This is a genomic window from Chryseobacterium sp. MMO-72, assembly GCF_037146035.1.
GTDB lineage: Bacteria > Bacteroidota > Bacteroidia > Flavobacteriales > Weeksellaceae > Chryseobacterium > Chryseobacterium indicum.
The window spans coordinates 333,498-357,916 of the sequence record NZ_JBBCWG010000001.1 but is presented as its reverse complement, the minus strand read 5'-3'; the positions used below and the strand labels follow the sequence as shown (position 1 = coordinate 357,916).

Annotated in this window: 15 protein-coding genes; 8 read left to right on the top strand and 7 right to left on the bottom strand. The window is 35.8% G+C overall.

Annotation, left to right across the window (positions count from 1 at the left end):
- Nucleotides 1-11 precede the first annotated feature (11 nt).
- From WFH39_RS01640 to WFH39_RS01630, 3 genes are read left to right on the top strand one after another with little or no spacing between them, the layout of a single operon-like run.
- Nucleotides 12-5,042, top strand: coding sequence for a translocation/assembly module TamB domain-containing protein (locus tag WFH39_RS01640; RefSeq protein ID WP_336688551.1), 5,031 nt, complete (start codon nucleotides 12-14; stop codon nucleotides 5,040-5,042).
- A complete protein-coding gene (tamL, locus tag WFH39_RS01635; RefSeq protein ID WP_336688550.1) occupies nucleotides 5,043-7,370 on the top strand; it encodes a translocation and assembly module lipoprotein TamL in 2,328 nt (775 codons plus the stop codon).
- Between the two features lie 12 nt (nucleotides 7,371-7,382).
- The gene (locus WFH39_RS01630) at nucleotides 7,383-8,318 is read left to right on the top strand and encodes a YihY/virulence factor BrkB family protein (protein WP_336688549.1); all 936 of its coding nucleotides are present in this window, start codon (nucleotides 7,383-7,385) and stop codon (nucleotides 8,316-8,318) included.
- A 45-nt stretch (nucleotides 8,319-8,363) separates the two neighbouring features.
- On the opposite strand, the gene argS is transcribed toward WFH39_RS01630, so the two are convergent.
- The 3 genes from argS to WFH39_RS01615 all read right to left on the bottom strand — a co-directional run bounded on the left by argS (nucleotide 8,364) and on the right by WFH39_RS01615 (nucleotide 15,267).
- Nucleotides 8,364-10,478, bottom strand: a complete 2,115-nt coding sequence (argS, locus tag WFH39_RS01625) for an arginine--tRNA ligase (protein ID WP_336688548.1) — start codon at nucleotides 10,476-10,478, stop codon at nucleotides 8,364-8,366.
- 109 nt (nucleotides 10,479-10,587) lie between these two features.
- Nucleotides 10,588-12,240 carry a SusD/RagB family nutrient-binding outer membrane lipoprotein gene (locus WFH39_RS01620; RefSeq protein ID WP_336688547.1) on the bottom strand — a complete coding sequence of 551 codons (1,653 nt, stop codon included), beginning with the start codon at nucleotides 12,238-12,240 and terminating at the stop codon, nucleotides 10,588-10,590.
- A gap of 9 nt (nucleotides 12,241-12,249) precedes the next feature.
- On the bottom strand, nucleotides 12,250-15,267 hold the full coding sequence (locus WFH39_RS01615; protein WP_336688546.1) for a SusC/RagA family TonB-linked outer membrane protein: 3,018 nt from the start codon (nucleotides 15,265-15,267) through the stop codon (nucleotides 12,250-12,252).
- 118 nt (nucleotides 15,268-15,385) lie between these two features.
- Between WFH39_RS01615 and WFH39_RS01610 the strand changes: the two genes are divergently transcribed.
- Nucleotides 15,386-15,970: a ribonuclease HII gene (locus WFH39_RS01610; RefSeq protein WP_336688545.1), complete on the top strand. Its 585-nt coding sequence runs from the start codon at nucleotides 15,386-15,388 to the stop codon at nucleotides 15,968-15,970.
- 70 nt (nucleotides 15,971-16,040) lie between these two features.
- Here the strand turns inward: WFH39_RS01610 and yidC are convergent, their stop codons facing one another.
- The 4 genes from yidC to WFH39_RS01590 form a co-directional block, all read right to left on the bottom strand.
- Nucleotides 16,041-17,861: a membrane protein insertase YidC gene (gene yidC, locus WFH39_RS01605; protein WP_336688544.1), complete on the bottom strand. Its 1,821-nt coding sequence runs from the start codon at nucleotides 17,859-17,861 to the stop codon at nucleotides 16,041-16,043.
- A gap of 182 nt (nucleotides 17,862-18,043) precedes the next feature.
- Complete coding sequence (locus WFH39_RS01600; protein ID WP_214590890.1) at nucleotides 18,044-19,651, bottom strand: CTP synthase; 1,608 nt, start codon at nucleotides 19,649-19,651, stop codon at nucleotides 18,044-18,046.
- 273 nt (nucleotides 19,652-19,924) lie between these two features.
- Nucleotides 19,925-20,494 carry a YceI family protein gene (locus WFH39_RS01595; RefSeq protein WP_336688543.1) on the bottom strand — a complete coding sequence of 190 codons (570 nt, stop codon included), beginning with the start codon at nucleotides 20,492-20,494 and terminating at the stop codon, nucleotides 19,925-19,927.
- An 87-nt stretch (nucleotides 20,495-20,581) separates the two neighbouring features.
- Nucleotides 20,582-21,007 (bottom strand): hypothetical protein, encoded by a 426-nt coding sequence (locus tag WFH39_RS01590; RefSeq protein WP_336688542.1) that lies wholly within the window; start codon nucleotides 21,005-21,007, stop codon nucleotides 20,582-20,584.
- 70 nt (nucleotides 21,008-21,077) lie between these two features.
- Between WFH39_RS01590 and radA the strand changes: the two genes are divergently transcribed.
- From radA to WFH39_RS01570, 4 genes are read left to right on the top strand one after another with little or no spacing between them, the layout of a single operon-like run.
- A complete protein-coding gene (gene radA / locus WFH39_RS01585) occupies nucleotides 21,078-22,430 on the top strand; it encodes a DNA repair protein RadA (RefSeq protein WP_336688541.1) in 1,353 nt (450 codons plus the stop codon).
- A gap of 23 nt (nucleotides 22,431-22,453) precedes the next feature.
- A complete protein-coding gene (locus WFH39_RS01580) occupies nucleotides 22,454-23,122 on the top strand; it encodes a class I SAM-dependent methyltransferase (protein ID WP_336688540.1) in 669 nt (222 codons plus the stop codon).
- Nucleotides 23,119-23,826 (top strand): VanW family protein, encoded by a 708-nt coding sequence (locus tag WFH39_RS01575; protein ID WP_336688539.1) that lies wholly within the window; start codon nucleotides 23,119-23,121, stop codon nucleotides 23,824-23,826. Before WFH39_RS01580 ends, WFH39_RS01575 begins: the two co-directional genes overlap by 4 nt.
- Nucleotides 23,823-24,416 (top strand): acyl carrier protein phosphodiesterase, encoded by a 594-nt coding sequence (locus WFH39_RS01570; RefSeq protein ID WP_336688538.1) that lies wholly within the window; start codon nucleotides 23,823-23,825, stop codon nucleotides 24,414-24,416. Before WFH39_RS01575 ends, WFH39_RS01570 begins: the two co-directional genes overlap by 4 nt.
- Nucleotides 24,417-24,419: the final 3 nt, after the last annotated feature.

The window sequence follows — 24,419 nt, the reverse complement described above, 5'->3', positions numbered from 1 at the left end:
CCCGATCACTTTTGAAACTGAAAATCAATAAAAGAAAACTCTTTAAGCGTTTTGCAATTACCATTATATCTATACTGGTATTTTTTTCGTTACTAATACTCAGCCTGAGACTTCCTGTTGTTCAGAATTTTATAAAAGACAAACTGGTGGTTTATCTGGAGAAAAAAATCAAAACAAAAGTTAGTCTCGAAAGAGTCTACGTCGGTTTCCCGAACAGTCTTGTAATGGAAAACCTTTATCTGAAAGGTCAGGATATCGACACTCTTTTGGCGGTAAAAAAACTGGATGTCGGTTTAAATATGCTTAAACTCATCAACTCCACCGCAGATATTACGTCTGTAGATCTGGAAGGAGCAAGAGCCAACGTGGTGAGAAAACCCGACGGAAAATTCAACTTCGATTATATTCTGGATGCTTTTGCAACAAGCGATAAGGAAGAAAGTGCCTCCAAACCGTTCATTATTTCTTTAGATAAAATCAATCTGAAAGACATCGGTGTCACCTTCAACGATCAGCAATCCAGAAATGATATTCAGCTTTATTTTAAATCTTTTGATACGAGCGTAAAAACCTTTGATCTTCAGAAGAATTCTTATGCAGTAAACGACATCAATTTAGACGGCTTAAAACTGAAACTGAAGCAGGATCTTGTAGAAGAAGTTTCCAAAAAAGTAGAGAAAAAAGTCGATTCTCTTAATAACAAAAAGCCCATGCAGATTGGCTTAAGAGGAATTAAACTCACCAATTTCAACATCGATTACGGAGATAACAATACCAAAACTTTCGCTAAAGTTTTATTTAAAGAATTAAGCACGAAAGTGAATAAACTCGATCTGGAAAACAATGCCTACAATGTAGATAATGTGTTTCTTTCCGGAGCCGATATTAACGCCAATTTATATCTTCCTGCGAAAAATGCCAATCCGAAAACGGAGCCGGAAGTTTCAAAACCTTCGGAAAAAGAAAAAGCACTCAGTCTTCTTTTAGGAAAATTTGTTTTAAATGACGTAAAAGTTGCTTACAACAATACCGCGATTGCTCCTACAAAACAGGGAATGGATTTCAATCATCTGAATTTTTCCAAGCTGAATCTTGAAGTCAGAAGCTTTAAAATGCAGGACAACACTTTTGCAGGAAACGTAAATTCGGCAGAAATTCAGGAAGCAAGAGGACTGGATATTCAGAAATTCAATACAGATTTTGTGTATAATGATAAACAGGCTTATTTAAAAGATCTTTATCTGCAGACTCCGAAAACTATTCTTCGCGATGAGGTGGTTTTAAATTACAATTCAATCGAACAATTGAGTTCTAATTTAGGAGCCGTACAGATTTCAGCCAACATCAAAGATTCAAAGATCGGATTTTCGGATATTCTGAATATTGTTCCGACATTAAGAAATACCACACCTTTCAACAAATATCCCAACGCGGTTTTAAATATTAATGCCAATGTAAAAGGAAGCGTCAATGATTTATTGATTAACAATCTGAAAATTTCAGGTATCGATCAGCTAAGAGTTGCCGCATCAGGAAGAGTGAAAAATGCAACAAATCCGGATCAGTTGTATTACGATCTGAAAATAGCAGAATTATCTTCATCTGCAAAAACCATTTACAATTTAGTTCCCAAAAATACAATTCCGAAAAATATTTCGCTTCCTTCCAATTTCAGCATCAAAGGAATCGCAAAAGGAACTACGAAAGTAGTTGCAACAGACCTTAGCCTCTACTCTACGCTTGGAAATGCTTCCGTTAAGGCAAATGTGGATATGCGCAGAAAAAACAGAGAACTGTATGATGTAAAAGCCAATCTTCAGGGACTTCAGTTGGGGAAAATCATTCAGAATAAAGAGATCGGAGCCATTTCTGCACAGATTTACGCGAAAGGAGAAAGTTTCGATTTTAAAAATGCCAATGCCGATCTTAAAGGTCAGGTTGCTTCCGCAGTTTATAAAGGCTATCGTTATCAGAACATGAACCTTACCGGAAAAATCCGCCGCGGTGTGTATAACGTTGTTTTAAATTCAAAAGATCCGAATGCGAACCTGATGTTAACCGCTTCCGGAGTATACAACGAAAAAAATCCGACGGTAAAAGTAAACGGAGAAGTCATCAAACTAGACCTTAACAAACTGGGATTCTATAAAGATCCGATGATTCTTGCCGGAAAAATTGACGGAGATTTTTCTAATCTTGATCCCGACAATCTGAACGGTTATCTGAATTTAAAAGACTTTGCTTTTTCTGATACCAAAGAAGTATACCCGATTCAGGAAATGAATTTAAAAGCGTCTTCAACTGCGGATTCCACTAATATTATTTTCAATTCCCAGATTGCAGATGTAGAATTAAAAGGAAAATATAAGCTGACGCAGATTTTCGGAGCTTTATCGAATACAATTAACCAATATTATCAGTTTCAAAAGTCCGGAAAAGCACAGAAAATTCAGGCAGGACAGTTTTTTACCTTCAATGCAAAAATTAAAAATGATGATCTGATCAGAAAATTTGTTCCGGAATTGAAAAGTTTTGAAACCATTAATTTAAATGGAAATTACGATGCAGATTCTCAGAAAATTGAGATCGACGGACAGATTCCGCAGCTTCTTTACGGGGAAAATTCTATTGAAAATGCCACCATAAAAGTAACGAACGAAAATCAGGCTTTACAATATAATCTTTATGTTGCAGGGTTAAAAAGTTCCAGCTTCGCGCTAAATAAAGTCGGAATTACAGGAGATGTTGCCAATAATATCATCAATTATAACATCACCACGAAAGACCAGAAAGAGGTTACCCAGTTCCTGATTGCCGGAAATGCAAAATCGCTGAACGACATCACGGAAATTTCTTTAAATCCGAATGGTTTAAAATTAAATTATTCTGACTGGACGGTTTCTGAAGGAAATAAAATACAGATCGGCAAAAATGGAATCTTGGCAGATAATTTCAGACTTTCCAATGGCGGAAGCGAAATTGCCTTACAATCCGAAAGCCAGACTCCGAACGCTCCGCTGAATGTTTCTCTGAAGGATTTTAAAATTGAAACCATTACCGAATTAATTAAAAAAGATACGGTTTTGGCAAGAGGAACCATCAACGGAACGGCTCAGCTTAAAAATATCACCAAAAACATGACCTTCACTTCAGATCTCAATGTTTCGGATCTGATTGTCTACGGAAATCCTGTCGGAAATCTTGCCATAAAAGTCAATAATAATGCTCCGAATCTACTGAATGCGGATATTGCACTTTCCGGAAATAACAATGATGTGAAAATTCTGGGAGATTACAATACTTCTTCCAGCACATTTGATATGAATATGGCGATCAATCAGCTTCAGATGAAATCTGTACAGGGATTCTCGATGAATGCAATTACCAATACGGAAGGATATCTTTCCGGAAACCTGAAGATTACAGGAACAGCATCCAAACCGAATATCTTAGGTAAAGTAAAATTCAATGATGTAGGACTGGAAATAGCAAAAACAGGCAGCGATTTCAGAAAACTGAATGACGAAATCAGCTTTACCAACCGCGGAATTGAGTTTGATAATTTTAAAATTAACGATAAAGACGGAAACGCGCTTAGAGTGGACGGACAGGTTCTTACGCAGACATACAGAGATTTTGCGTTTAATCTCGATGTAGATGCACAGAATTTCAAAGTAGTGAATTCTGAAAAATCCAACGATGCCATTATGTATGGTGTTCTCTCTATTGATGCAGGATTACACATCCGCGGAAATTTAGATTTGCCAAAGGTGGACGGAAGACTGGCTGTTGCAGACAACACCGACTTTACTTTTGTGCTTCCGCAGTCTTCTCCTACGCTTCAGGAAAGAGACGGAATTGTAGAATTTATCGATCAGGATCAGGTTGTTTTAAATAAGACTATAAAAGCAGATTCATTAAATTCCCAGAGTAAAATTAAGGGAATGGACGTTAATGTGAATATTGAGATCAGCAAAAAAGCAAAAATGTCTTTACTGATTGATAAAGCCAACGGAGATTTTGTAAAACTTCAAGGGGAGGCAGAATTAACAGGGGGAATCGATCCATCGGGAAAAACCACGCTTGTCGGAGTTTATGAAGTGGAATCCGGAAGTTATGAAATGACGGTAAGCATCCTGAAACGTAAATTTGATATCCAGAAAGGAAGTACGATTACATGGACCGGAGAACCGACAACAGCAAATCTGGATATTACCGCTGTTTATAAAACCGAAGCTGCACCGATTGATCTTGTGGAACAGCAAATCAGCGGAGAACAGGCTTCTACGCTCAATCAGTTTAAGCAGAGAATTCCTTTCAGCACACTACTGAAGATGAAAGGCGAACTGCTGAAGCCGGTAATCACTTTTGATATAACCACCGATAAGAAAAATAATGCGGTTTCTTCTACGGTTACAGATATTGTAGATCAGAAACTTTCTCAGCTGAGAACTCAGGAATCTGAAATGAACAAACAGGTTTTTGCCCTTCTTCTTCTCAACAGATTTGTGGGAGAAAATCCTTTCGAATCCGGAGCTGGACTTTCGGGAGAAATGCTGGCAAGACAGAGTGTAAGTAAAATTCTGTCCCAGCAGTTAAATAATCTTGCGTCGGATCTCATTAAAGGAGTGGATCTGAATTTTGACCTTGAATCTTCTGAAGATTATTCTACAGGATCTAAAAATACGAGAACAGACCTGAATGTAGGGTTAAGTAAAAAATTACTGAACGACCGTCTGAAAGTTTCTGTGGGAAGTAATTTTGCACTGGAAGGGGAAGCCCGGCAAAATGAAAACATGACGAATATTGCAGGAGATGTAACGGTGGATTACAGCCTTTCCAGAGACGGCAGATATATGCTTAGAGCGTACCGTAAGAATGAATATCAGGTTGCGCTTCAGGGGCAGATCGTAGAAACAGGTGTAGGATTTATCATTACACTGGATTATGACAAATTCCGGGAAATCTTCCAGAAATCTAAAAACAGGAAACAGAAGGAATCCAGAAAAAATCAACAAAACCAAGCGGTAGAATTTAAGTAAATGAAAAAAAGTTATCAGACCTATTTTAAATTTTTAATCACCTGCGGAATGGCTTCTGCAACGCTTTCCTGCAGCAATACAAGATTTCTGAAGGAAGGACAGATGCTTTACACGGGTGCGGAAGTGAAGATTGAAAACGACACTTTGCCGAAAAAGGAAAAGAAAGATCTTCAAAGCGCGCTTCAGGATAAGCTGACTCCTAAACCAAACTCTTCATTTTTAGGATTAAGACCTAAACTGTATTTTTATAATATTGCGAAAGAACCGAAAAAAGAAAAAGGCTTCAATTACTGGCTGAAATATAAAGTGGGAGAAAAACCTGTTTTGCTGGGTGATGTAGACCGCGAATTCAATAAAGACATCATTGTTAATTATTCTGAAAACAAAGGATATTTCAATGCAAGAGCTACGTATGACACGGTTTCCAAAAATAAAAAAGCCAAAGTAATTTATACTTTGAAACCGGGAGCAAGATACCTGATCAGCAATGTAAAATTCCAGAAAGATTCTTCACTGGTGAATCAGGAAATCCAGAATCTGAAAGACAACACGCTTTTGAAGCAGGGAAATCCTTTCGATCTGGATGTGATAAAAGCTGAAAGAGAAAGAATAGATAACCGTCTGAAAGAAAGAGGATTCTATTATTTTCATCCCGATAATCTTATTGTTCAGGCAGACAGTACGGTAAGCAAAAATCACAAGGTGGAACTGAATGTGAAGCTGAAGGATAATACTCCGGATCTATCTACGCAACAATTCAGCATTGATAAAGTAATTGTTTTCCCGAATTATAGTATTCAGGATGTAAAACAAGGGAAATATTCGATCCCGATGAACACAGATTCGCTTCAAAAATATGAACACGGCGACATTTATGTTATCGATCCTCAGAATAAATTTAAACCGAAAATTTTCGACAGAGCATTATATTTTAAAAAAGGAGATCTGTACAACAGAACCAATCATAATCTTACGCTGAACAGACTCATCAGTCTTGGTGTTTTCAAATTTGTGAAAAATGAATTTATTGTTTCAGATTCTTTACAGCATAAATTTGATACATATTATCTTCTGACTCCAAGAGAATTGCAGTCGCTTCGTCTGGAAGCTTTGGGAAGAACCAATTCTGCAAACTACGCCGGAAGTGAAGTGAATCTTAACTGGACTCACCGTAATTTTTTCCGCGGCGCCGAACAGTTTAAAGCTTCTGTTTACGGTGCTTTTGATTTCCAGATCGGAGGTCCTGAAAATGCGAAAAATATTTTCAGAACGGGAGCCAATGCGCAGCTTTCAATTCCGAGGATTGTTGCGCCTTTCAGATTTAATTCTTCGAGCGCATTTGTTCCGAGAACCAATATTTCGGTTGGCTACGAATTCCAGAACAGAACAGAATATTATTCCCTCAATACTTTTACGGGATCTTTCGGGTACAACTGGAAAGAAAATGCAAGAAAAGAGCATGATCTGAAGATTTTTGACATCACTTATGTTTCTCCGGCAAATATTACAGATGCTTATCGAGAGATTTCTCAAAATAACGATGCTTTAGCCAGAGTGGTAAAACCTCAGTTGATATTCGGACCGATTTATTCCTATACGTATACCAACACGATGCTCCAGAAGCCGAATACCTTTTATTATAAAGGAACTTTGGATCTTGCAGGAAATTTAACCGGTTTGATTACAGGAGCGAATGTTGAAAAAGATAAAGAAAGAAAAATTTTCGGCGTTCCGTTCAGTCAGTTTGCGAAAATCGAAAATGATTTCAGGTTCTATCATAAATTCAATGAAAAAACTTCTCTGGCGACAAGAGCTATTGCGGGAGTTGCCTATCCTTACGGAAATTCGGAGTATATTCCTTTTTCCAGACAGTTTTTCTCCGGAGGAAGCAACAGTGTGAGAGCCTTCCGTGCAAGAACTTTAGGACCGGGAAGTTTTGATCCGAGAACCATTAAACCCGGCTATTATTTTGATCAGTCTGGAGATGTAAAACTGGAACTGAATGCGGAATACAGAGCTAATCTTTATAAATTTTTAAATGTTGCCTTGTTTGCCGATGCCGGAAATGTATGGCTGATTAATGATGATCCTCAAAGACCGGGAGCTAAATTTTCTAAAGAATTTTTAAGCGAAATAGCTGTAGGCGCAGGTTTTGGTCTGAGACTTGATTTCTCTATCCTGATCCTGAGACTGGATCTAGCCATGCCATTGCGCGTTCCTTATTATGAAAGGGGTGAAAGATGGACATTTGATAAAATTAATTTCGGAGATTCGAGCTGGAGAAAAGATAATCTTATTCTGAATATCGCCATCGGATATCCTTTCTAAACCAAACCATCAATGATCGAACAATTAAAATTTTTCTGGGAAACATTAAAAGAATCATTCAGACAATGGAATAATTCTTCGGCTTCAAGTGATGCCGCAAGTCTTGCCTATTACGCTATTTTTTCAATTCCCGGGCTTTTAATTATCATCATCTGGATTGCAGGATATTTCTTTGGAGAGGAGGCAATTCGCGGCGAAATCACGAATCAGATCAGCGGAATCATGGGAAAAGATGTTGCGAAAAGCATTCAGGATATGATTGCGGGAGCTTTAATTGACCGAGAAAATATTTTTATGAAAGCTGTGGGAGTCGGTTCGTTGGTTTTCGGTTCCACTACCCTGTTCTTTCAGCTTCAGCATTCGCTTAATAATTTGTGGGATGTTCAGGCAACTCCTAAAAAAGCATTCGTTAAATTTTTACTGGACAGAGCCAACTCTTTAGGAATGATCTTGATTATCGGCTTTTTACTGATGATTACAATGGTGCTTTCTTCCATGATCAGTATTCTGAATAACTGGATTACGAATTATTTTGGTCTGGAAACTTATCTTATTGTTCAGTTGGTGAATTTCGGAATCGGTTTTGCCATTGTCATGTTCCTTTTTGCTTTGATGTTTAAAATTCTTCCTGATGTAAGAATGCGCTGGAAACCGGTGTGGAACGGAGCTTTTCTAACGGCAATATTATTTACTCTGGGTAAATTTTTACTCAGTCTTTATTTTGGAACTACGAAACCTACTTCCGCTTTCGGAGCTGCAGGAACCGTGATTCTGATCATGATGTGGATTAATTATTCCTGTATGCTGATTTTCTTTGGTGCGGAATACACGAAAGTTTACGCCTATAAAAAAGGATATACGATTTTACCATCGAAACACGCAAAATGGAGTGATGCCAAATTGTATGAAGACAGTCTAAAAGAGAAAATGAATTCTGAAAAAGCTTAAAATGATAAAATAAAAAACCTCCAGAGCGTTCTGAAGGTTTTATTTTTACATTCTGTTTACGGTTTTTATTCCGAGTAAGCCTAATGATTTTTTTATGGTTTTTGCCGTAAGATCTGATAAATTCAATCGGAACTGTTTCAGATTTTCGTCTTCCTGACTGATAATCGGGTTGCTCTGATAGAATGAATTGTAAGATTTAACCAAATCATACACATAATTGGCAATGAATGCCGGACTTAATAATTCGGCAGCTTTCTCTACCGTGCCTTTGTAGTTTGCCAAAAGCATAATAAGTTCTTTTTCATATTCATTCAAAGCCAGATCTGAAGTCATTTTAAATTCAAAATTAGCTTTAGATAATACCGATTGAATACGTGCATAAGTATATAAAACGAAAGGTCCTGTATTTCCTGCAAATTCTACACTTTCATCCGGATTGAACAGCATTTTTTTCTTAGGATCAACTTTCAGCATGAAATATTTTAATGCAGCCTGCCCAATAATTTCGTAAGAAGCTTCTTTTTCTTCGTCGGTAAGACCTTCCAGTTTTCCTAGTTCAGTAGTAATTGCTTTAGCTTCCTTATACATTTCCTGCATTAAATCATCTGCATCTACTACGGTTCCTTCACGGGATTTCATTTTTCCGTTCGGAAGTTCTACCATTCCGTAAGACAAATGATACAACTGATCTGCCCAAGAATATCCTAATTTTCCTAAAATTTTAAACAAAACCTGGAAATGGTAATCCTGCTCGTTTCCAACGGTATAAATCAGTTTCTGAATATCGTTTTGCTTGAAACGCTCTACCGCAGTTCCCAAATCCTGCGTCATGTACACGGAAGTTCCGTCTGAACGAAGCAGTAATTTCTGATCCAGACCTTCATCGGTAAGATCACACCACACCGAGCCATCTTCTTTCTGATACAGCACCCCTTTCTCCAGACCTTCCTGAATCAAATCTTTTCCTAAAATATAGGTATTGCTTTCATACTGAACCTGATCGAAATCCACTCCCAATCTGTTGTATGTTTCGTTGAATCCTTTGTAAACCCAAGAATTCATCTCGTTCCAGAGGTTTCTTACTTTTTCGTCTCCGTTTTCCCAATCCAGAAGCATTTGTTGCGCTTCTTTCATGATTTCGGTTACCGGTTTACAGATCTCTTTCAGGTTGGACTTTTCAGCTTCAAGTTTACCTTCAACTTCCAATACTTCTTTAAAAATACTCTGAAAAACTTTGGTCTGAGATTTAATGGTTTCCAGTTCTTTTTCGTCTGAAATATTTTCTTCCTTATTCTTTTTGGAAATGATTTCCTCAACTTTTTTAGGAACAGCAGAAATCAAAGAATCATTATTTAAAGCTTCTTTGAACTGTTCTTCGAACTTTTCATGCAATGCAGAAAGTTCAGAGAGATCAACTGTCTGAAGCAATTCTTTTCTCTTAGCTTGAAGAGTATCTATTTTCTCATTTAATGTTTTAACTTCCTCTTTTTTAGGAGTGTCAAACTGATCAAATTTATTTATTCTGAAATCATTGAAGATAGTATTGGTCTGATTTTTCAATTCCTTATCAAACTCCACATAATATTTTCCTACGAAATGATCTCCTTTTGTACTGGTAGATTCCGGAGTTTCGTTCTTCCCGAATTTCTCCCAAGCCAACATGGATTTACAGATATGAATTCCTCTGTCGTTAATGATCTGCGTTTTAATGACATCATATCCCGCTTCTTTTAAGATCTGAGCAACGGAAAAACCTAATAAATTATTTCTTACGTGTCCTAAGTGAAGGGGCTTATTGGTATTGGGAGAAGAATATTCTACCATTACCGTAGCATTTTTACTTTCTACAGTATCGAAATCATTATAAGCAGATGTAAAATTGTCTACAAAAAACTGATTTCTGATTTTAATATTCAGGAAACCTTTTACCACGTTAAAACTTTCCAGTAAATCAGTCTGTTCTGTTAAAGCTTCTCCTAATTCTACCCCGATAAGTTCCGGCTTTTTCTTAAGCTGCTTAACCAAAGGAAACGTTACAATCGTGAAATCTCCTTCAAATTCTGTTTTATTTTCCTGAACTTCCAGCGTAATATCTTTCAGTTGAAAAACATTTAAAATAACTTCCGAAAGTTTTTCTTCTATTATATTTTTAATATTCATTGTCTGTTATTTAAAAAACGAATGAGTCTTTTTCTGCTCTGCAAATATACGGAAATAAAAAAACCGCCCGAAGGCGGTTTGATATGTAATTACAATAATAATTCTAAAATTAATTTCTTGCCCAGAAAGGTGTAAATTGATTTTTAACAAATACATCATCAGCAGACATATTTGGAACATTATTAGTATTAGACTGATATTCAGAGTTAGGATATAACAATCTATTTGGTCTTGTCGGCTTAAGTGCAATTGTCGGAAGAGGCGTTTCCGGATAAGATGTTCTATTATAATCAAAATAAGACTGTTCAGGATTAATTCCTGTCAATGCAATCCATTTTTGAGTCATAATAGCTTCTAGCTTATTTGCATCTGTACCAATCCATCCAAGTTTTGGAACGGCATTAATACTTGTAATATAAGATGCAGCACCTGTAGCTCCCAAATATGAGTAAGATGCAGTAATACCACTTTCAAAATGAGCTTGTGCTCCTGAGAAAATAGTTGGATATCTTAATGCTGCTTCAGCTAGTAAAAATTCCGCTTCAGATTTTGACATTAGGACACCTGCCTTCGCAGATCCCTTTTGTATTGTCTCAGCTTTGATACCAGCAGCATCAGTAGCTGTAATAGACTGTGAACCAATAATTAACCCTAATCCCAATCTAGAAACACTTCTTCCTGTTGGAGCACCAGCCTGACCAGGAGTAGCTCCTTGCCTTACACCTTCAACATTAGCCGTAGTTAAACTTGCATTATCTGTTGTGTTAACTAAAGTAAAAATTCTACCTCTTCTGCCATCAACAATCCCATTAAACTTTTGGTAAACGCTTCTAGTATCTTGAGTTGTAGCTAATCCATTTCTATGAACAGTATTACCGTTTAGAGCAATTGCGATATGCTCAGATGGAACAACTAAATTATAGTTTTGAGGCTGAGCACCAGAACTTGTATAAATATAGTAATTAAACCATGGATTTTGTTGTGCATCAGAGCCTTGAGAATATCCAGGATTAACAGTTACATTACTAGCAATGAATGTTGCACTTGACAAAGTAGCGAGTTTCTGATTTCTATAAGTTGCAAGATCTCCTGTTACATTAGACATTCTTACAAGATATCTAAGTTTCAAAGTATTTGCAAAAGATTTCCAATTACTCATTACTCCCTTGAAGACAACATCAGCATTACCGGGATTAGTCCCCTTATTAGAATCAATCAGTTGAATGGCATTTTCAATATCGGCTATGGATGCTTTATATATGTCTTCCCCTTTATCATATTTAGGAGTTAAATTCAATTCACGCTTAAAGGCTTCAGAGTAAGGCATATCACCCCACATATCTGTCAATATCTGAACATAATAAGCCTTCATAATTTTAGACATAGCTTTATACTGGGTATATTCACCCGTAGGATCACTGTAATCTATTACAAATTGAAAATTAGCTACATTTCTAAATAATTGATCCCAAATATCCGCGTAAAAAGCACTCGTTACATTTGGAGAATATTCATCGACATAAGGAGTACCAAAAGAATAAGAGTTTCCAGCAACACTATTCATCATGATTCCAGAGAAAAGATTTAATCTTCTAGCCTGCACATAGTGACTGTTTGTAACTGCTCCAGGAAAAACAAAATTAGGTGTTAGATTATTTACAGCAATTCTGTCAGGACTCTCGTTTATATCAAGATAATCGTTACATGAGGTTGTACTTATTAACAAACTCGATAATGCAATTATATATAATTTATTTTTCATTTTTTTTATCTAAAAAGTTACATTTATTTTAAATCCAAAAGTTCTTAAAGTTGGATACTGTGTAGTTAAAGCAATACCTGATGCATTATCATTACTGCTTGCTGTTTCAGGATCTGCAAAATTTCTATTCTCTTTTGAGTATATGATAATTGGATTTCTTGCATATAAACTAAGAGTAAGGCTATTAACAAACGTTGAATTTAATACAGATTTAGGAATATCATAAGACAATGCAATTTCTCTTACTTTGAATGCAGTGGCATCAACAACAAGATTTTCTCCAACGTTTCTATAAATAGATCCGGTCCAATAAGTTACAGCACCACTATAGTCGTCACCATAAGCAGCTGTAGTATTTGGTACGTAAGCACCTCCAACATACTGAACAGAGTTAGGAACAACATATCCTTGTGTTCTGTCCTGAGTAGCAGTTTCTTCCAAAGCTCCTGTAAATGCTAGCAACCTTTTTGAGAAAGAAACAAACTTACCCCCTTTTCTATAGTCAGCTACGGCTGAAAGAGTGAATGCCTTATATCTGAATGACGTATTGAAAGTCATAGTATAGTCAGGATTCAAACTACCTAAAACCTTTGTAGCAGAATTCACCAATGGTACACCATTAGCATTTACAATGATATTTCCATTAGGATCTCTTTGATATGTAGTACCAACGATTGAGTAGAAATTTTCACCGACAACTGCTGCCAAACCAACAGAAGGTGTAGTATAAGTTAAGATAGGAACTCTTTCGGCACCACTACTTAATTCTAATAATTTGGTTCTAGACATCGCATAACCTGCATGTAGATTCCATGTAAAATCTTTTGTTTTAACAGGTGTAACATTTAAATCAACCTCAAAACCTTTCATTCTGGATTTACCAATATTATCTCTGTAAGAAGACAATCCTGAAGAGTTTGACGGTGTAATGCTGCTAATCAAATCCTGAGTTGTTGACTGATAAACAGATCCTTCCAATGTAATTCTATCATTCAGGAAGCCCATTGCTACATTTAAATCCATTGTATTAACAAATTCCGGCTTTATGTTTGGATTTGTAATAGATGTAGAGAGTATATAGGAAGGAGAAGATCCGAAAGGATACCCTGTAGGAATTATACCTGTTGCATTAATATTGTATGGATTGATACCTGATGAGTTTCCAACTTTTGTAAAACTTGGAGCAATTTTCATATAATTCAATACTCCTCCACCAAAATTAAATGCCTTTGTAGGAATAAATGATAGTCCAACAGAATAATATGAGTATGGCTTATTAGAAGCTAATCGTTCATTAGTAGATGCATCTCTACTATTTAACGTGTATACAGAATTCTTTTCATATCTGAATGTACCATTTAAGAATAAATAATCTTTAAACGCTAAATCTAAATTGGCAAAACCTGCAATCACCCTGTTTCTAAGCGTATAGTTATCCATTGTTCCTCCATCAGCCTGAGTTGCGGTATCACCATATTGCGCCGGATTTGAAACGTTGTTAAAGTTATACCAACCCGGAATGAATAAACCAGTACCACCAACAGTCCTTGCTGTGAAATAACTGTCCTGAATATTATTTCCTATATTAAACTTTAAATTTAAGTCTGAGGTTAAATCATAATCAAAGTTTAATAATAAATCTCCATAATATTTTCTGTCATTGTAAACTCTATTGTAGTAGTAAGCAGTAACGTCTGGTGAACCAAACTGATTTAAAGTATGAGTATCTAAGAAAGGAACTCCAGTATTTGCATATGCGATAGTTCCTGTAGATCCGTCATTCCAGTTATCTTGTTGTGTTTTGGTTAAACTTAAGTTTCCTGTATAAGAAATATTTATATGTTTATTAAACTCGTATTGTAATGATAAAATACCATTCAAATAATCTCTGTTTGTATTATATCTTGCATGCTGAATAGTCCAGTAAGGATTTGTTGCATACGCAGTTAAGTACCCTCCAATGCCAGAGTTTCTATATTTTCTAATATCATTGGTTGAAGGTATCTGAAGTATATCATCATAAAGACCTGAATCAGTTTTATTAACCAGTCTTCCGATATAATTAAATTGTCCGTCAACTCTAAGCTTCCCCAATTTTTTTCCTCCTTTGAATAGGAAATTATTCTGTCTCAACTTATCCCCTTCAACAACAAAAGAATTGTCTAATCTGTTGATTGACATGAAAGCATATGAATCTGCTCCACCAACATTCAAACTTAATCCGTTTTGAAAACTAACGCCGTTAGTAAAGAATTTAGAAAAATGATCATCTACTGGCGCATATTTTTCTAAAATAAACTGATTATTAGATTGAGGTAATCCACCTGGCACCATTGTTCCTCCTAGCGATGAATTGTAGGCAGGTCCCCAAGATGTATTTTCCCAAGGAACATAATTTGTACCCCCGTAATCAACATCACTATAGCTATCATCCTGAACTCCTTTTCCATATTTCGTCTGAATTTTTGGATACTTAAAGCCCTGGCTAACTTCAACAGCTGATGTTAAATTAAATTGAATCTTTTCGGATTTTGTGCCTTTTTTTGTTGTAACGATGATAGCTCCGTTAACTCCTTGTGATCCATAAAGAGCAGCACCTTGTAAACCTTTAATAACATTTACACTTTGAATTATTTCTGGAGGTAAAGCATTTAAAACTGTTGCATCAGAGATAACATTATCAATAACCACCAATGCCTGATTGTTCCCAGTGATGGATTTAGATCCCCTTAGAATTATCTTGAAACTAGGATCTACTGCACTATTTGTATTTGTTATCTGTAAACCAGAAACTTTTCCAGTCAATGCCTGAACTGCGCCTGGCGCAGCTGCTTGATTCAATTCTTTTGTATTAACTATCTGCTGTGCATTTGTAACAGCATCGGCTTTCTTTTTTATACCTAAAGCTCCTGTTACAACAACTTCTTCAATTTTTTGTGTTCTTATAGTATCGCCTTTCTGTGCTTTTACAACAGCAAAAGAAGATGACAAAACTACAAGTAAAACACTTGCTGTTAATTTCTTCATATTTAAATTGATTATTTTTTATTATTTGCAAATATGTAAAACTTTCTTAAAGTGACCAAATATTTTGTTAAAAATCTTTAATATTGCATGATTTTACTTGGGTGAAATAGCGAAAATTATGGATTTAATAAAAAAATGGTCAATTTTTTATGTTGAGGCAGGTTGCGATGAAGTGGGTCGAGGCTGTTTATCCGGACCTGTGGTCGCTGCTGCAGTAATTTTAGATGAGAATTTTAACCAAAATTTGGTTAACGATTCTAAAAAGTTAAATTTTAAGACTAGAATGGATCTTGACAGTTATATCAAAGATAATGTAAAAGATTACGCAATTGCAGAACTTTCTCCTGCTTTTATAGACCAACACAATATACTGAATGCAAGTATCCATGCAATGCATCAGGCCTTGGATAAATTAATCATCAGACCGGAGCTGATTTTAGTAGACGGGAATAGATTTCATCCATACAATTTTATTCCTCATGAATGTATTATCAAAGGAGATTCTAAAGTATTATCAATTGCTGCAGCTTCTATTTTGGCAAAAAATTACAGAGACAAATTAATGATTGAGCTTCATGAAGAGCATCCCGAATACGGCTGGAACACAAACTTTGGCTATGCTACTAAAAAACACCAGGAAGCTTTGATAAAATTCGGACCGACAAAACATCACAGACAGTCTTTCAGGTTGAAATATGACTAATATTAATGATTTAAAATAAAAAAGAGAGGCAAAATTTAAATTTACCTCTCTTTTTTTATTCTCAGAAATTTTATTTCTTTTTCTTCTGCTGCTCCTGATATTTTTGCTGCTCCTGAGCTTTCTCCATCATTTCTCTCATTCTCTTCTGGAACTTCCCTTCCGTTTTCGGCTTTTCTTTATTCGCCTGAATCTGTGCATGGATTTTCTTTTCATCGAGAATTACATATTTAATTACAAGGATTATTAAAATGTTAATCGCATTCGAAACAAAATAATACCATGAAAGACCGGATGCCGAAGTATTCAGGAAGAATAAGAATGTAACCGGGAAGATATACATTAAGACCTTCATATTAGGCATTCCCTCTTGTTGCGGCTGTTGCATATTTCCTGAAGTCATTACAGTATAAATTAAAATCACCACAGTACAGGCTAAAGCAAAAATACTTAAGTGATCTCCCAAGAAAGGCACTTTAAATGGCAATTTAATTAAATCATCATAAGCCGTTAAATCTTTTGCAAACCAGAATCCTTTACCTCTTAAATCTATAAAATTCGGGAAGAAACGGAATAATGCATAGAAAATAGGAATCTGCACCAACGCCGGCAAACATCCCGCCATCTGATTAACTCCGGCTTTTCGATAGACCTCCATTGTAGCCTGCTGCTTCTTCATCGGATCTGCATCCTTAAATTTGGCATTCACCTCATCAATTTCCGGACGGATTACTCTCATCATCGCGCTTAATTTGTGCTGTTTGTACATAATCGGCGATAAGATTAATTTAACCAAGATGGTCAGTAAAAAAATTGCCCAACCTGCAGTTAATCCCCAAGATGCGATAAAGTTATAGATAGGAATAAAGAACCCTCTGTTCATCCATCCGATGAAAGACCATCCTAAAGGAAGAATTTCATCAAAGTTTTTATCATATGTTTTTAATAATGGTAAATCCAAAGGCATGAAATACCATGTGAAATCCTGATTCAGCTCACTTCCTGTCATCTGAACAAAACCTTCATAGTTTAATTTTTTCAGATATTCTCCTTCTTCAATGGCTTCCTGATTTCCTTTACTTTGGGTAAACCCTGTTTTAGATTCAATCACAGAAGCAAAAAACTGCTGTTTAACCCCGATCCAGTTAAGCGTCTCTTTATCCTCAGTCATCGTTGTTCTTCCATCATAATCATAGTCTTTATAATTATTGAAAGCATATGAGAATTCCGAGTGAGACTGTTCCTGCGCTCTACCCTTTTCCAAGTTTCTTACGCTGTAATCCCAAATGAAATCTGCCTTATTGTCGGAAGTAATTTTAGCAAGTCCCTGAGTTCTTACTTTAAAATCTAAAGCATACTGATCTTTCAGTTCCGCTTTTGGATTATTGTTTAATGAATATACAAACTGAATAACTGCGCCATTGTAATTCGCCGTTAAGGTCGCAACATTTTCATTGACAACAGGAGCAAAAACTAAATCTTTAGTATTAATAATTTTCCCCGTCTTGTCTTTAAACTGAAAACCGTAGTTGGAATTGTTTTTTGTAATCAGGTAAAGCGGAAGATCTGCATTATCCGTTTTATGATCGTATGCTTTGTATTTTGCAAGTTCCACTTTGGAAACCTGCCCTCCTAAACTGTTGAATTCAATTTTCAATTCATTGTTTGCAAGCGTTGCCGTCTGAATTGAGCCGGGAGTTACATTTGGATTGATATTGGTTGCCTGAGTCTGTTTTACGGCATTTTTAGCCTGTTCAGTTTTCTGCTGCTGAGCTTTTACTGCATCTTCTTTCGATTGTTTGTTTTGGAAATAAAACATGAAACCGAAAAGAACTAAGCATAAAACCGCAAAACTAATAATCTGACTTTTATCGAGTCCGTTGTTCTGTTGCATTTTATTTTAATTAAAATTTTACCTATTAAATAAATATATAGTAAACACTATACATTTTCGAGTCGACAAAAATACTGTTTTTTTATCAAAACTCTATTCTTTAATGCATTACTATATAATAAACTCAGGCTGAGAATAATCAGTCTGAGTTTATTTATGACGTTTGTAATTTTTAAATTACTTTATTTTGAAGTACATGCTTTAATAAAAGCTCTGAATAAAGGATGCGGTGTTGCAACCGTACTCTTGTATTCAGGGTGATACTGAACTCCCACATAAAAAGGATGATCCGGCATTTCCAACGCTTCCACCAATCCTGTTTCAGGGTTTGTTCCCGTTGCTAAGAAACCGTTTTTCTCGAATTCTCCAATGTAATCACTGTTGAATTCATATCTGTGACGGTGTCTTTCCGTAATATTTTTTGCTCCGTAGATTTCGTTTAATTTAGAACCGTTTTTCAAAGAACATTTCCATGCTCCAAGACGCATTGTTCCTCCTTTGTCTACTACATTTTTCTGTTCTTCCATTAAAGAAATTACAGGATGCTCCGTAGAAGTATCGAATTCCATAGAGTTCGCTTTAGTGTATCCTAAAACATTTCTTGCAAATTCAATCGTCATAATCTGCATTCCTAAACAAATTCCCAACATCGGTATTTTATTTTCTCTTGCGTATTGAGCCGTAAGAACTTTTCCTTCAATTCCTCTGTCGCCAAAACCCGGTGCAACCAAAATTCCGCTAACTCCGGATAAAGTTTCTTTAATATTTTCAGAAGTTAAATCACCACTATAAACCCATCTTACTTTCACTTCCGTTTCAAGATCTGCTCCGGCATGTTTGAAAGCCTCAGCAATGGAAATATAAGAGTCCTGAAGAGAAACATACTTTCCAACCAACGCAATTTCAATAGATTTTTTAGGATTCTGGAATTTTTTAAGGAATGATTTCCAGTCTTTAAGATCCGCTTCTTTATCACTTTTCAGATCCAATTCTTTAAGAACCACATCATCAAAGTTCTGTTTCTGAAGGTACATTGGAACTTCATAAATTGTATCTAAATCTTTACATTCAATTACATTATCTAAAGGAACATTACAGAACTGAGCCAGTTTCGCTCTCTGATCTTTCGGGATCTTATGCTCCGTACGGCAAACCAAAACATCCGCCATAATTCCGCTCTCCATCAACTGACGAACAGAATGCTGAGAAGGTTTTGTTTTTAATTCTCCGCTTGAAGCCAGATAAGGCAACAAAGTAAGATGAATTACCATAGAATTTTTCTCACCCAACTCCCATTTTAACTGACGAACCGTTTCAATGTAAGGTAAAGATTCTATATCTCCCACAGTTCCGCCGATCTCCGTAATAATGATATCGTAGTTCTGTTTGGATAAGATTTTAATTCTGCGTTTGATTTCGTTCGTAATATGAGGAATTACCTGAACTGTTTTTCCAAGGAAATCTCCTTTTCTTTCCTTTTCGATTACCGTCTGGTAAATTTTTCCTGTTGTAACGTTGTTATTTTGGGAAGTCGGCGCATCAAGATAACGCTCGTAGTGTCCTAAATCCAGATCCGTCTCCGCACCATCTTCGGTTACGTAGCATTCTCCGTGTTCGTAAGGATTCAAAGTTCCCGGATCAATATTAATATAAGGATCAAGCTTTTGAATAGTTACGTTGAAGCCACGCGATTTTAGTAGAAGTCCAAGAGAAGCTGAAACGATTCCCTTTCCCAAAGATGAAGTTACACCTCCTGTCACAAAGATGTACTTTGTATTCTTTTTACTCATTAGATTAGGTTTGTGCAAAGTTAGGGGAAAAAGAAATACAAAGCAATTTTGGATGAAGTTTAATCCAAATGTTTATTTGATAATAAAATTAAAAATCCAAAAATCGTTTTAATTTTTACTGCTTGAAAAGGCTTTTCAGAGTAATTAATTTAATAAATCTTTAGCAAATTAAAATTTCATTAAAAATTGATTCATAAATCCTTCTTTCTCCAAAATAATAAAAAAGGGTTTCCAAAACTGAAACCCTTCTAATCATATTTATAGTTATACAAATTATATTTTGGTCATTTCAAAATACAGATTAACATCCACGTCTTTAGCAACTCCTGTTCCTGTAGGATCATATTTAATATCGTAATCCAAACGGTTTATGGTAAAACTTGTCTGGAAACCCATCACTTCTTTCCCCTGCTGGTTTTTCGCAATTCCGCCAAAAGTTACGGGAACAGTGACATCTCTGGTTACATCTTTTATAGTTAATTTTCCTTTCAGAATGTAGGTGTTATTTTTATCCTTCTTCATGGAAGTTGTTACGAAACTCATCGTCGGATATTTTTCTGCACTAAAAAAATCTTCGCTTTTCAAATGCTTATCCCTCATTTCAACTCCCGTATTAATAGTGTTTACCTCAACCGTAAAATTAAGGTCTGCATTTTCTAAAGTATTGCCTTTTGTGGAAGCTTTCCCGTCAAACTTATCAAATCTTCCCTGCACAAAGCTGATTCCCATGTGTTTGATGTTGAAATTAACAGAAGAATGCATCGGATCTACCGCCCAGTCTGTCTGCGCAAAACTAAAAATATTGAGCAGAGTAAATACGAAAGTTAAAAATACCTTTTTCATTATATATTATTTTGAATTAATTCTAAAGTAAAAGTAATCTATTATAACGTAAAACAAGCCCTGATTAGTTTTTCGATTTTGTTAAAATTACTTATTTCCTCTACTGGAATGATAAGCTTCATTATTAGGATTCATTTGGTTAGCGTGATTATCTAGCTCAGCCTTTGAATATCCACTGTTTCCTCCCGCATTTTGCCAATTATCAGGTCTTTCATTATGCCCTCTACTTCTCCAATAGGCGTTGTTGTTTGAATTCATTTGATTAGAACGATTGTTGATATTAGCTTTGGAATATCCCGAAACTTCATTATCAAAACTATAATCTTTGTCATCACGATACGTGTCTGAATTATAATTAAATTTATTTGACGTCTGATGATAATTTTTAAAATTCACTTCAGAATCAGTCAGTTTATCATATAATCTTTTAGCCCGACCATCTTTTATAGGAGAAATGATAAAATGCCCGACGAACATACCGGCAAAAAAAATTGCGCTTTTTGAAATTTTCATGGTTAAATTTTTAAACAAATTTAAAATTTTATCTTATTGACACTTAAAAAATATTTCAGAACTTCGCAGTATGGCAAAACTCAAAACAGCATATTTCTGTCAGAACTGCGGAACCCAGTATTCCCAATGGATGGGACAGTGCAAAAACTGCGGACAATGGAATACTTTGGTGGAAGAAGTCGTGGAAAAAACAACTTCACACAAAACACCGCCCTTTTCGAAGACCAAACAGCACGTCATCAATATCGTTGAAGTTGAAACCAATGAAGAACCGAGAATAAAAACACCTTCTGAAGAACTCAACCGTGTTTTGGGAGGCGGAATTGTCTTAGGATCCGTTACGCTGATCGGCGGAGAACCGGGAATTGGTAAGTCTACCCTGCTTCTTCAACTCGCTCTGAAAATGAAGAAAAAAGTCTTCTATGTTTCGGGAGAAGAAAGTGCTTCTCAAATTAAAATGAGAGCCGACCGTCTGACTGACATCCAAAATCCCAACTGCTTTTTATTCACAGAAACCAATCTGGAAAAAATTCTTCACGAAGCTAAAAAACTGGAGCCCGATTTCGTCATTATCGATTCTATTCAAACCTTGCAGTCTCAATTAATTGAAAGTTCTCCCGGAACAGTTTCACAGATCAGAGAATGTTCGAATGAAATTATTAAATATGCCAAAGAAAACAGCGTTCCAGTATTTTTAGTCGGTCACATCACAAAAGACGGACAAATCGCAGGACCAAAAGTGTTGGAACACATGGTAGATGTCGTTTTAAATTTCGATGGCGACAGAAACCACCTTTTCAGATTATTGAGGGCCAACAAAAACCGTTTCGGATCCACTTCCGAGATTGGGATTTATGAAATGATTTCTCAGGGTTTAAAGGAAATTAAAAATCCATCGGAAATTTTAATCACCAAAAAATTCGAAGAACTTTCCGGAAATTCTGTAGCCGTGACGCTGGAAGGAAACCGTCCGATGCTGTTGGAAATTCAGGCTTTGGTAAGTACGGCAGTTTACGGAACACCGCAAAGAAGTTCCACCGGTTTTGATGCCAAAAGATTGAATATGCTTCTTGCAGTTCTGGAAAAAAGAGCAGGTTTCCAACTCGGAGCAAAAGACGTTTTCTTAAATATTACCGGAGGAATAAAAACCGATGATCCTGCTTTAGATTTAGCGGTTGTTGCTTCCATTCTTTCCTCGAATGAAGATATTGCCATTTCCGAGCATTACTGTTTTGCGGGAGAAATTGGTTTAAGCGGCGAAATCCGTCCGATCGCACAGGCGGAACAGAGAATTACCGAAGCAGAAAAATTGGGCTACGAAAAGATTTTTATTTCTAATCTGAACAAATTACCGAAGAAAAAATTCGGGATTAAAATTGAAGAGGTAAGCAAAATTGAGGATTTTCATGAAAGATTATTTTAATTAAAAACACACCATATTAAATGATGAAAACCAACATTCTCAATTACTATAACCATCTTGCAAAAACCTATGACGAAAACCGTTTCGGGAATTCCTACGGAAAATATATCGATGAACAGGAAAGAGCTTTTTTAAATTCCTTTTTTAGAAATAAAAGTTATTCAAAAATTCTGGATTTAGGTTGCGGGACAGGAAGACTGCTGAATTTTGCCACTCACGGCGCAGATTTCAGTGAAGAAATGCTGAATATTGCCCGAAAAAAATATCCTGAAAAAATTTTAGCCAAAGGAGAAATTTCAAAAATCCCTTTTGCAGATGAATTTGACTGTATTTTCTGTTTCCACGTCATCATGCATCAAAACAGAAAGGAAACGGAAGCTTTTTTGGATGAATGCTTTTCGAAATTAACCAAAAACGGAACTTTAATTTTCGATTATCCCACGAAAAACAGACGGAAAGTTGTTTCTCCACAGGAAAACTGGCACGCAGGAAACAGTTTTACACCCAAAGAAATTTCTGAATTAGCCGGAAAACGATGGAAAATTAAAAATTCAACCGGAATTTTACTGTTCCCGATTCATAGAATTCCTAAAAGCCTAAGAAAATATTTTCTTCCGCTGGATATTTTGCTGTGTAAAACATTCCTGAAAAACTGGGCTTCTTATCACATTGTTGTTTTAGAAAAGATATGAGACAGCAATTACGAAAACTTCTTCCACATGGTTTTAAACTGCAATTGAAATTATTGAGAAGATATATTAACGAAAGCAAAACCCAATATTCTTATCCGAAATATTACAGCTCAGAAAATATTGGAGAATATAAAACTGAACTCCGGCAAATCATCAGGAAAGGAGAATTTTATGAGAACAAACTTCATAATCTGAAGATTGTGGGAGAAAAAATCAACCATCTGATTATTTATCCCAACGAAGTTTTTTCTTTCTGGAAACTGATCGGAAAACCGAATGAGAAAAATAATTTTAAAGAAGGAAGAAATTTAATTAAAAACAATATTTCGAGTGATTTTGGAGGCGGAATCTGTCAGTTTTCTTCAATTTTATACTTCTTAGCATTACAGTCAGGTTTAAAAATCATTGAAAGATTCCCTCATTCCATTGATATTTATAAGGATCATGAGCGTTTTACGCCTTTAGGTTCAGATTGTACCGTGGTTTATGGGTATAAAGATTTACAGTTTCAGAATACTCTTTCATTTCCTGTTCAGTTGCAATGTTTTGTGAATGATGAAGAACTTTATGTCTGTTTTCTTTCACCGAAAGAAATCGTTTTGAATACAATCAATTTCAGCTATTCTGAAACAGAAAACGGAGTCTGGGTTGAAACTTTACAGAACGGTAAAGTTTTGCTTAAAAATTTCTATATTCGTTTATGAATTATTTGGCGCATTCCTTTCTTACTTTTACAGACGGACAGATTGTCGGTCAGTTTTTGGAAGATTTCATTAAAAACAGAGACCGTTATTCTTTTCCGAAAGATATTCAGGACGGGATCACTTTACACCGCGCTATTGATACTTTTACAGACGGTCATCCTGCCATTCATGAAGCAAAAAAAGTTTTTGCACCTTTGGTAAGATTGTATGCCGGAGCTTTTGTGGATGTTTCTATGGATTATTTTGTAGCGAATGATTTAAGTCTGAATTCTCTGGAAGGCTGGAAAAATCATTCCCGAAAAGTTTACCGTGTTTTGAATGAAAATTATGAATTTCTTCCTAAAAATTTCAGAATCATGCTTGAAAAAATGGAAGAAGGCGATTGGCTTTACAATTACCGTTTCGAGAAAAACATCGGTTACAGCATGAGAAACGTTCTGAACAAAGCAAAATATTTAAACATTGATATTCCAGTTCACGAAGCTTTTTTAAAGAATAAAGATTTTATTCAGGAATGTTATGATGATTTTTTTCCTGATTTATTGGAACACGCCAAAGGAATCAATGCGCTTTTACAGCTCGAAAATTAATTT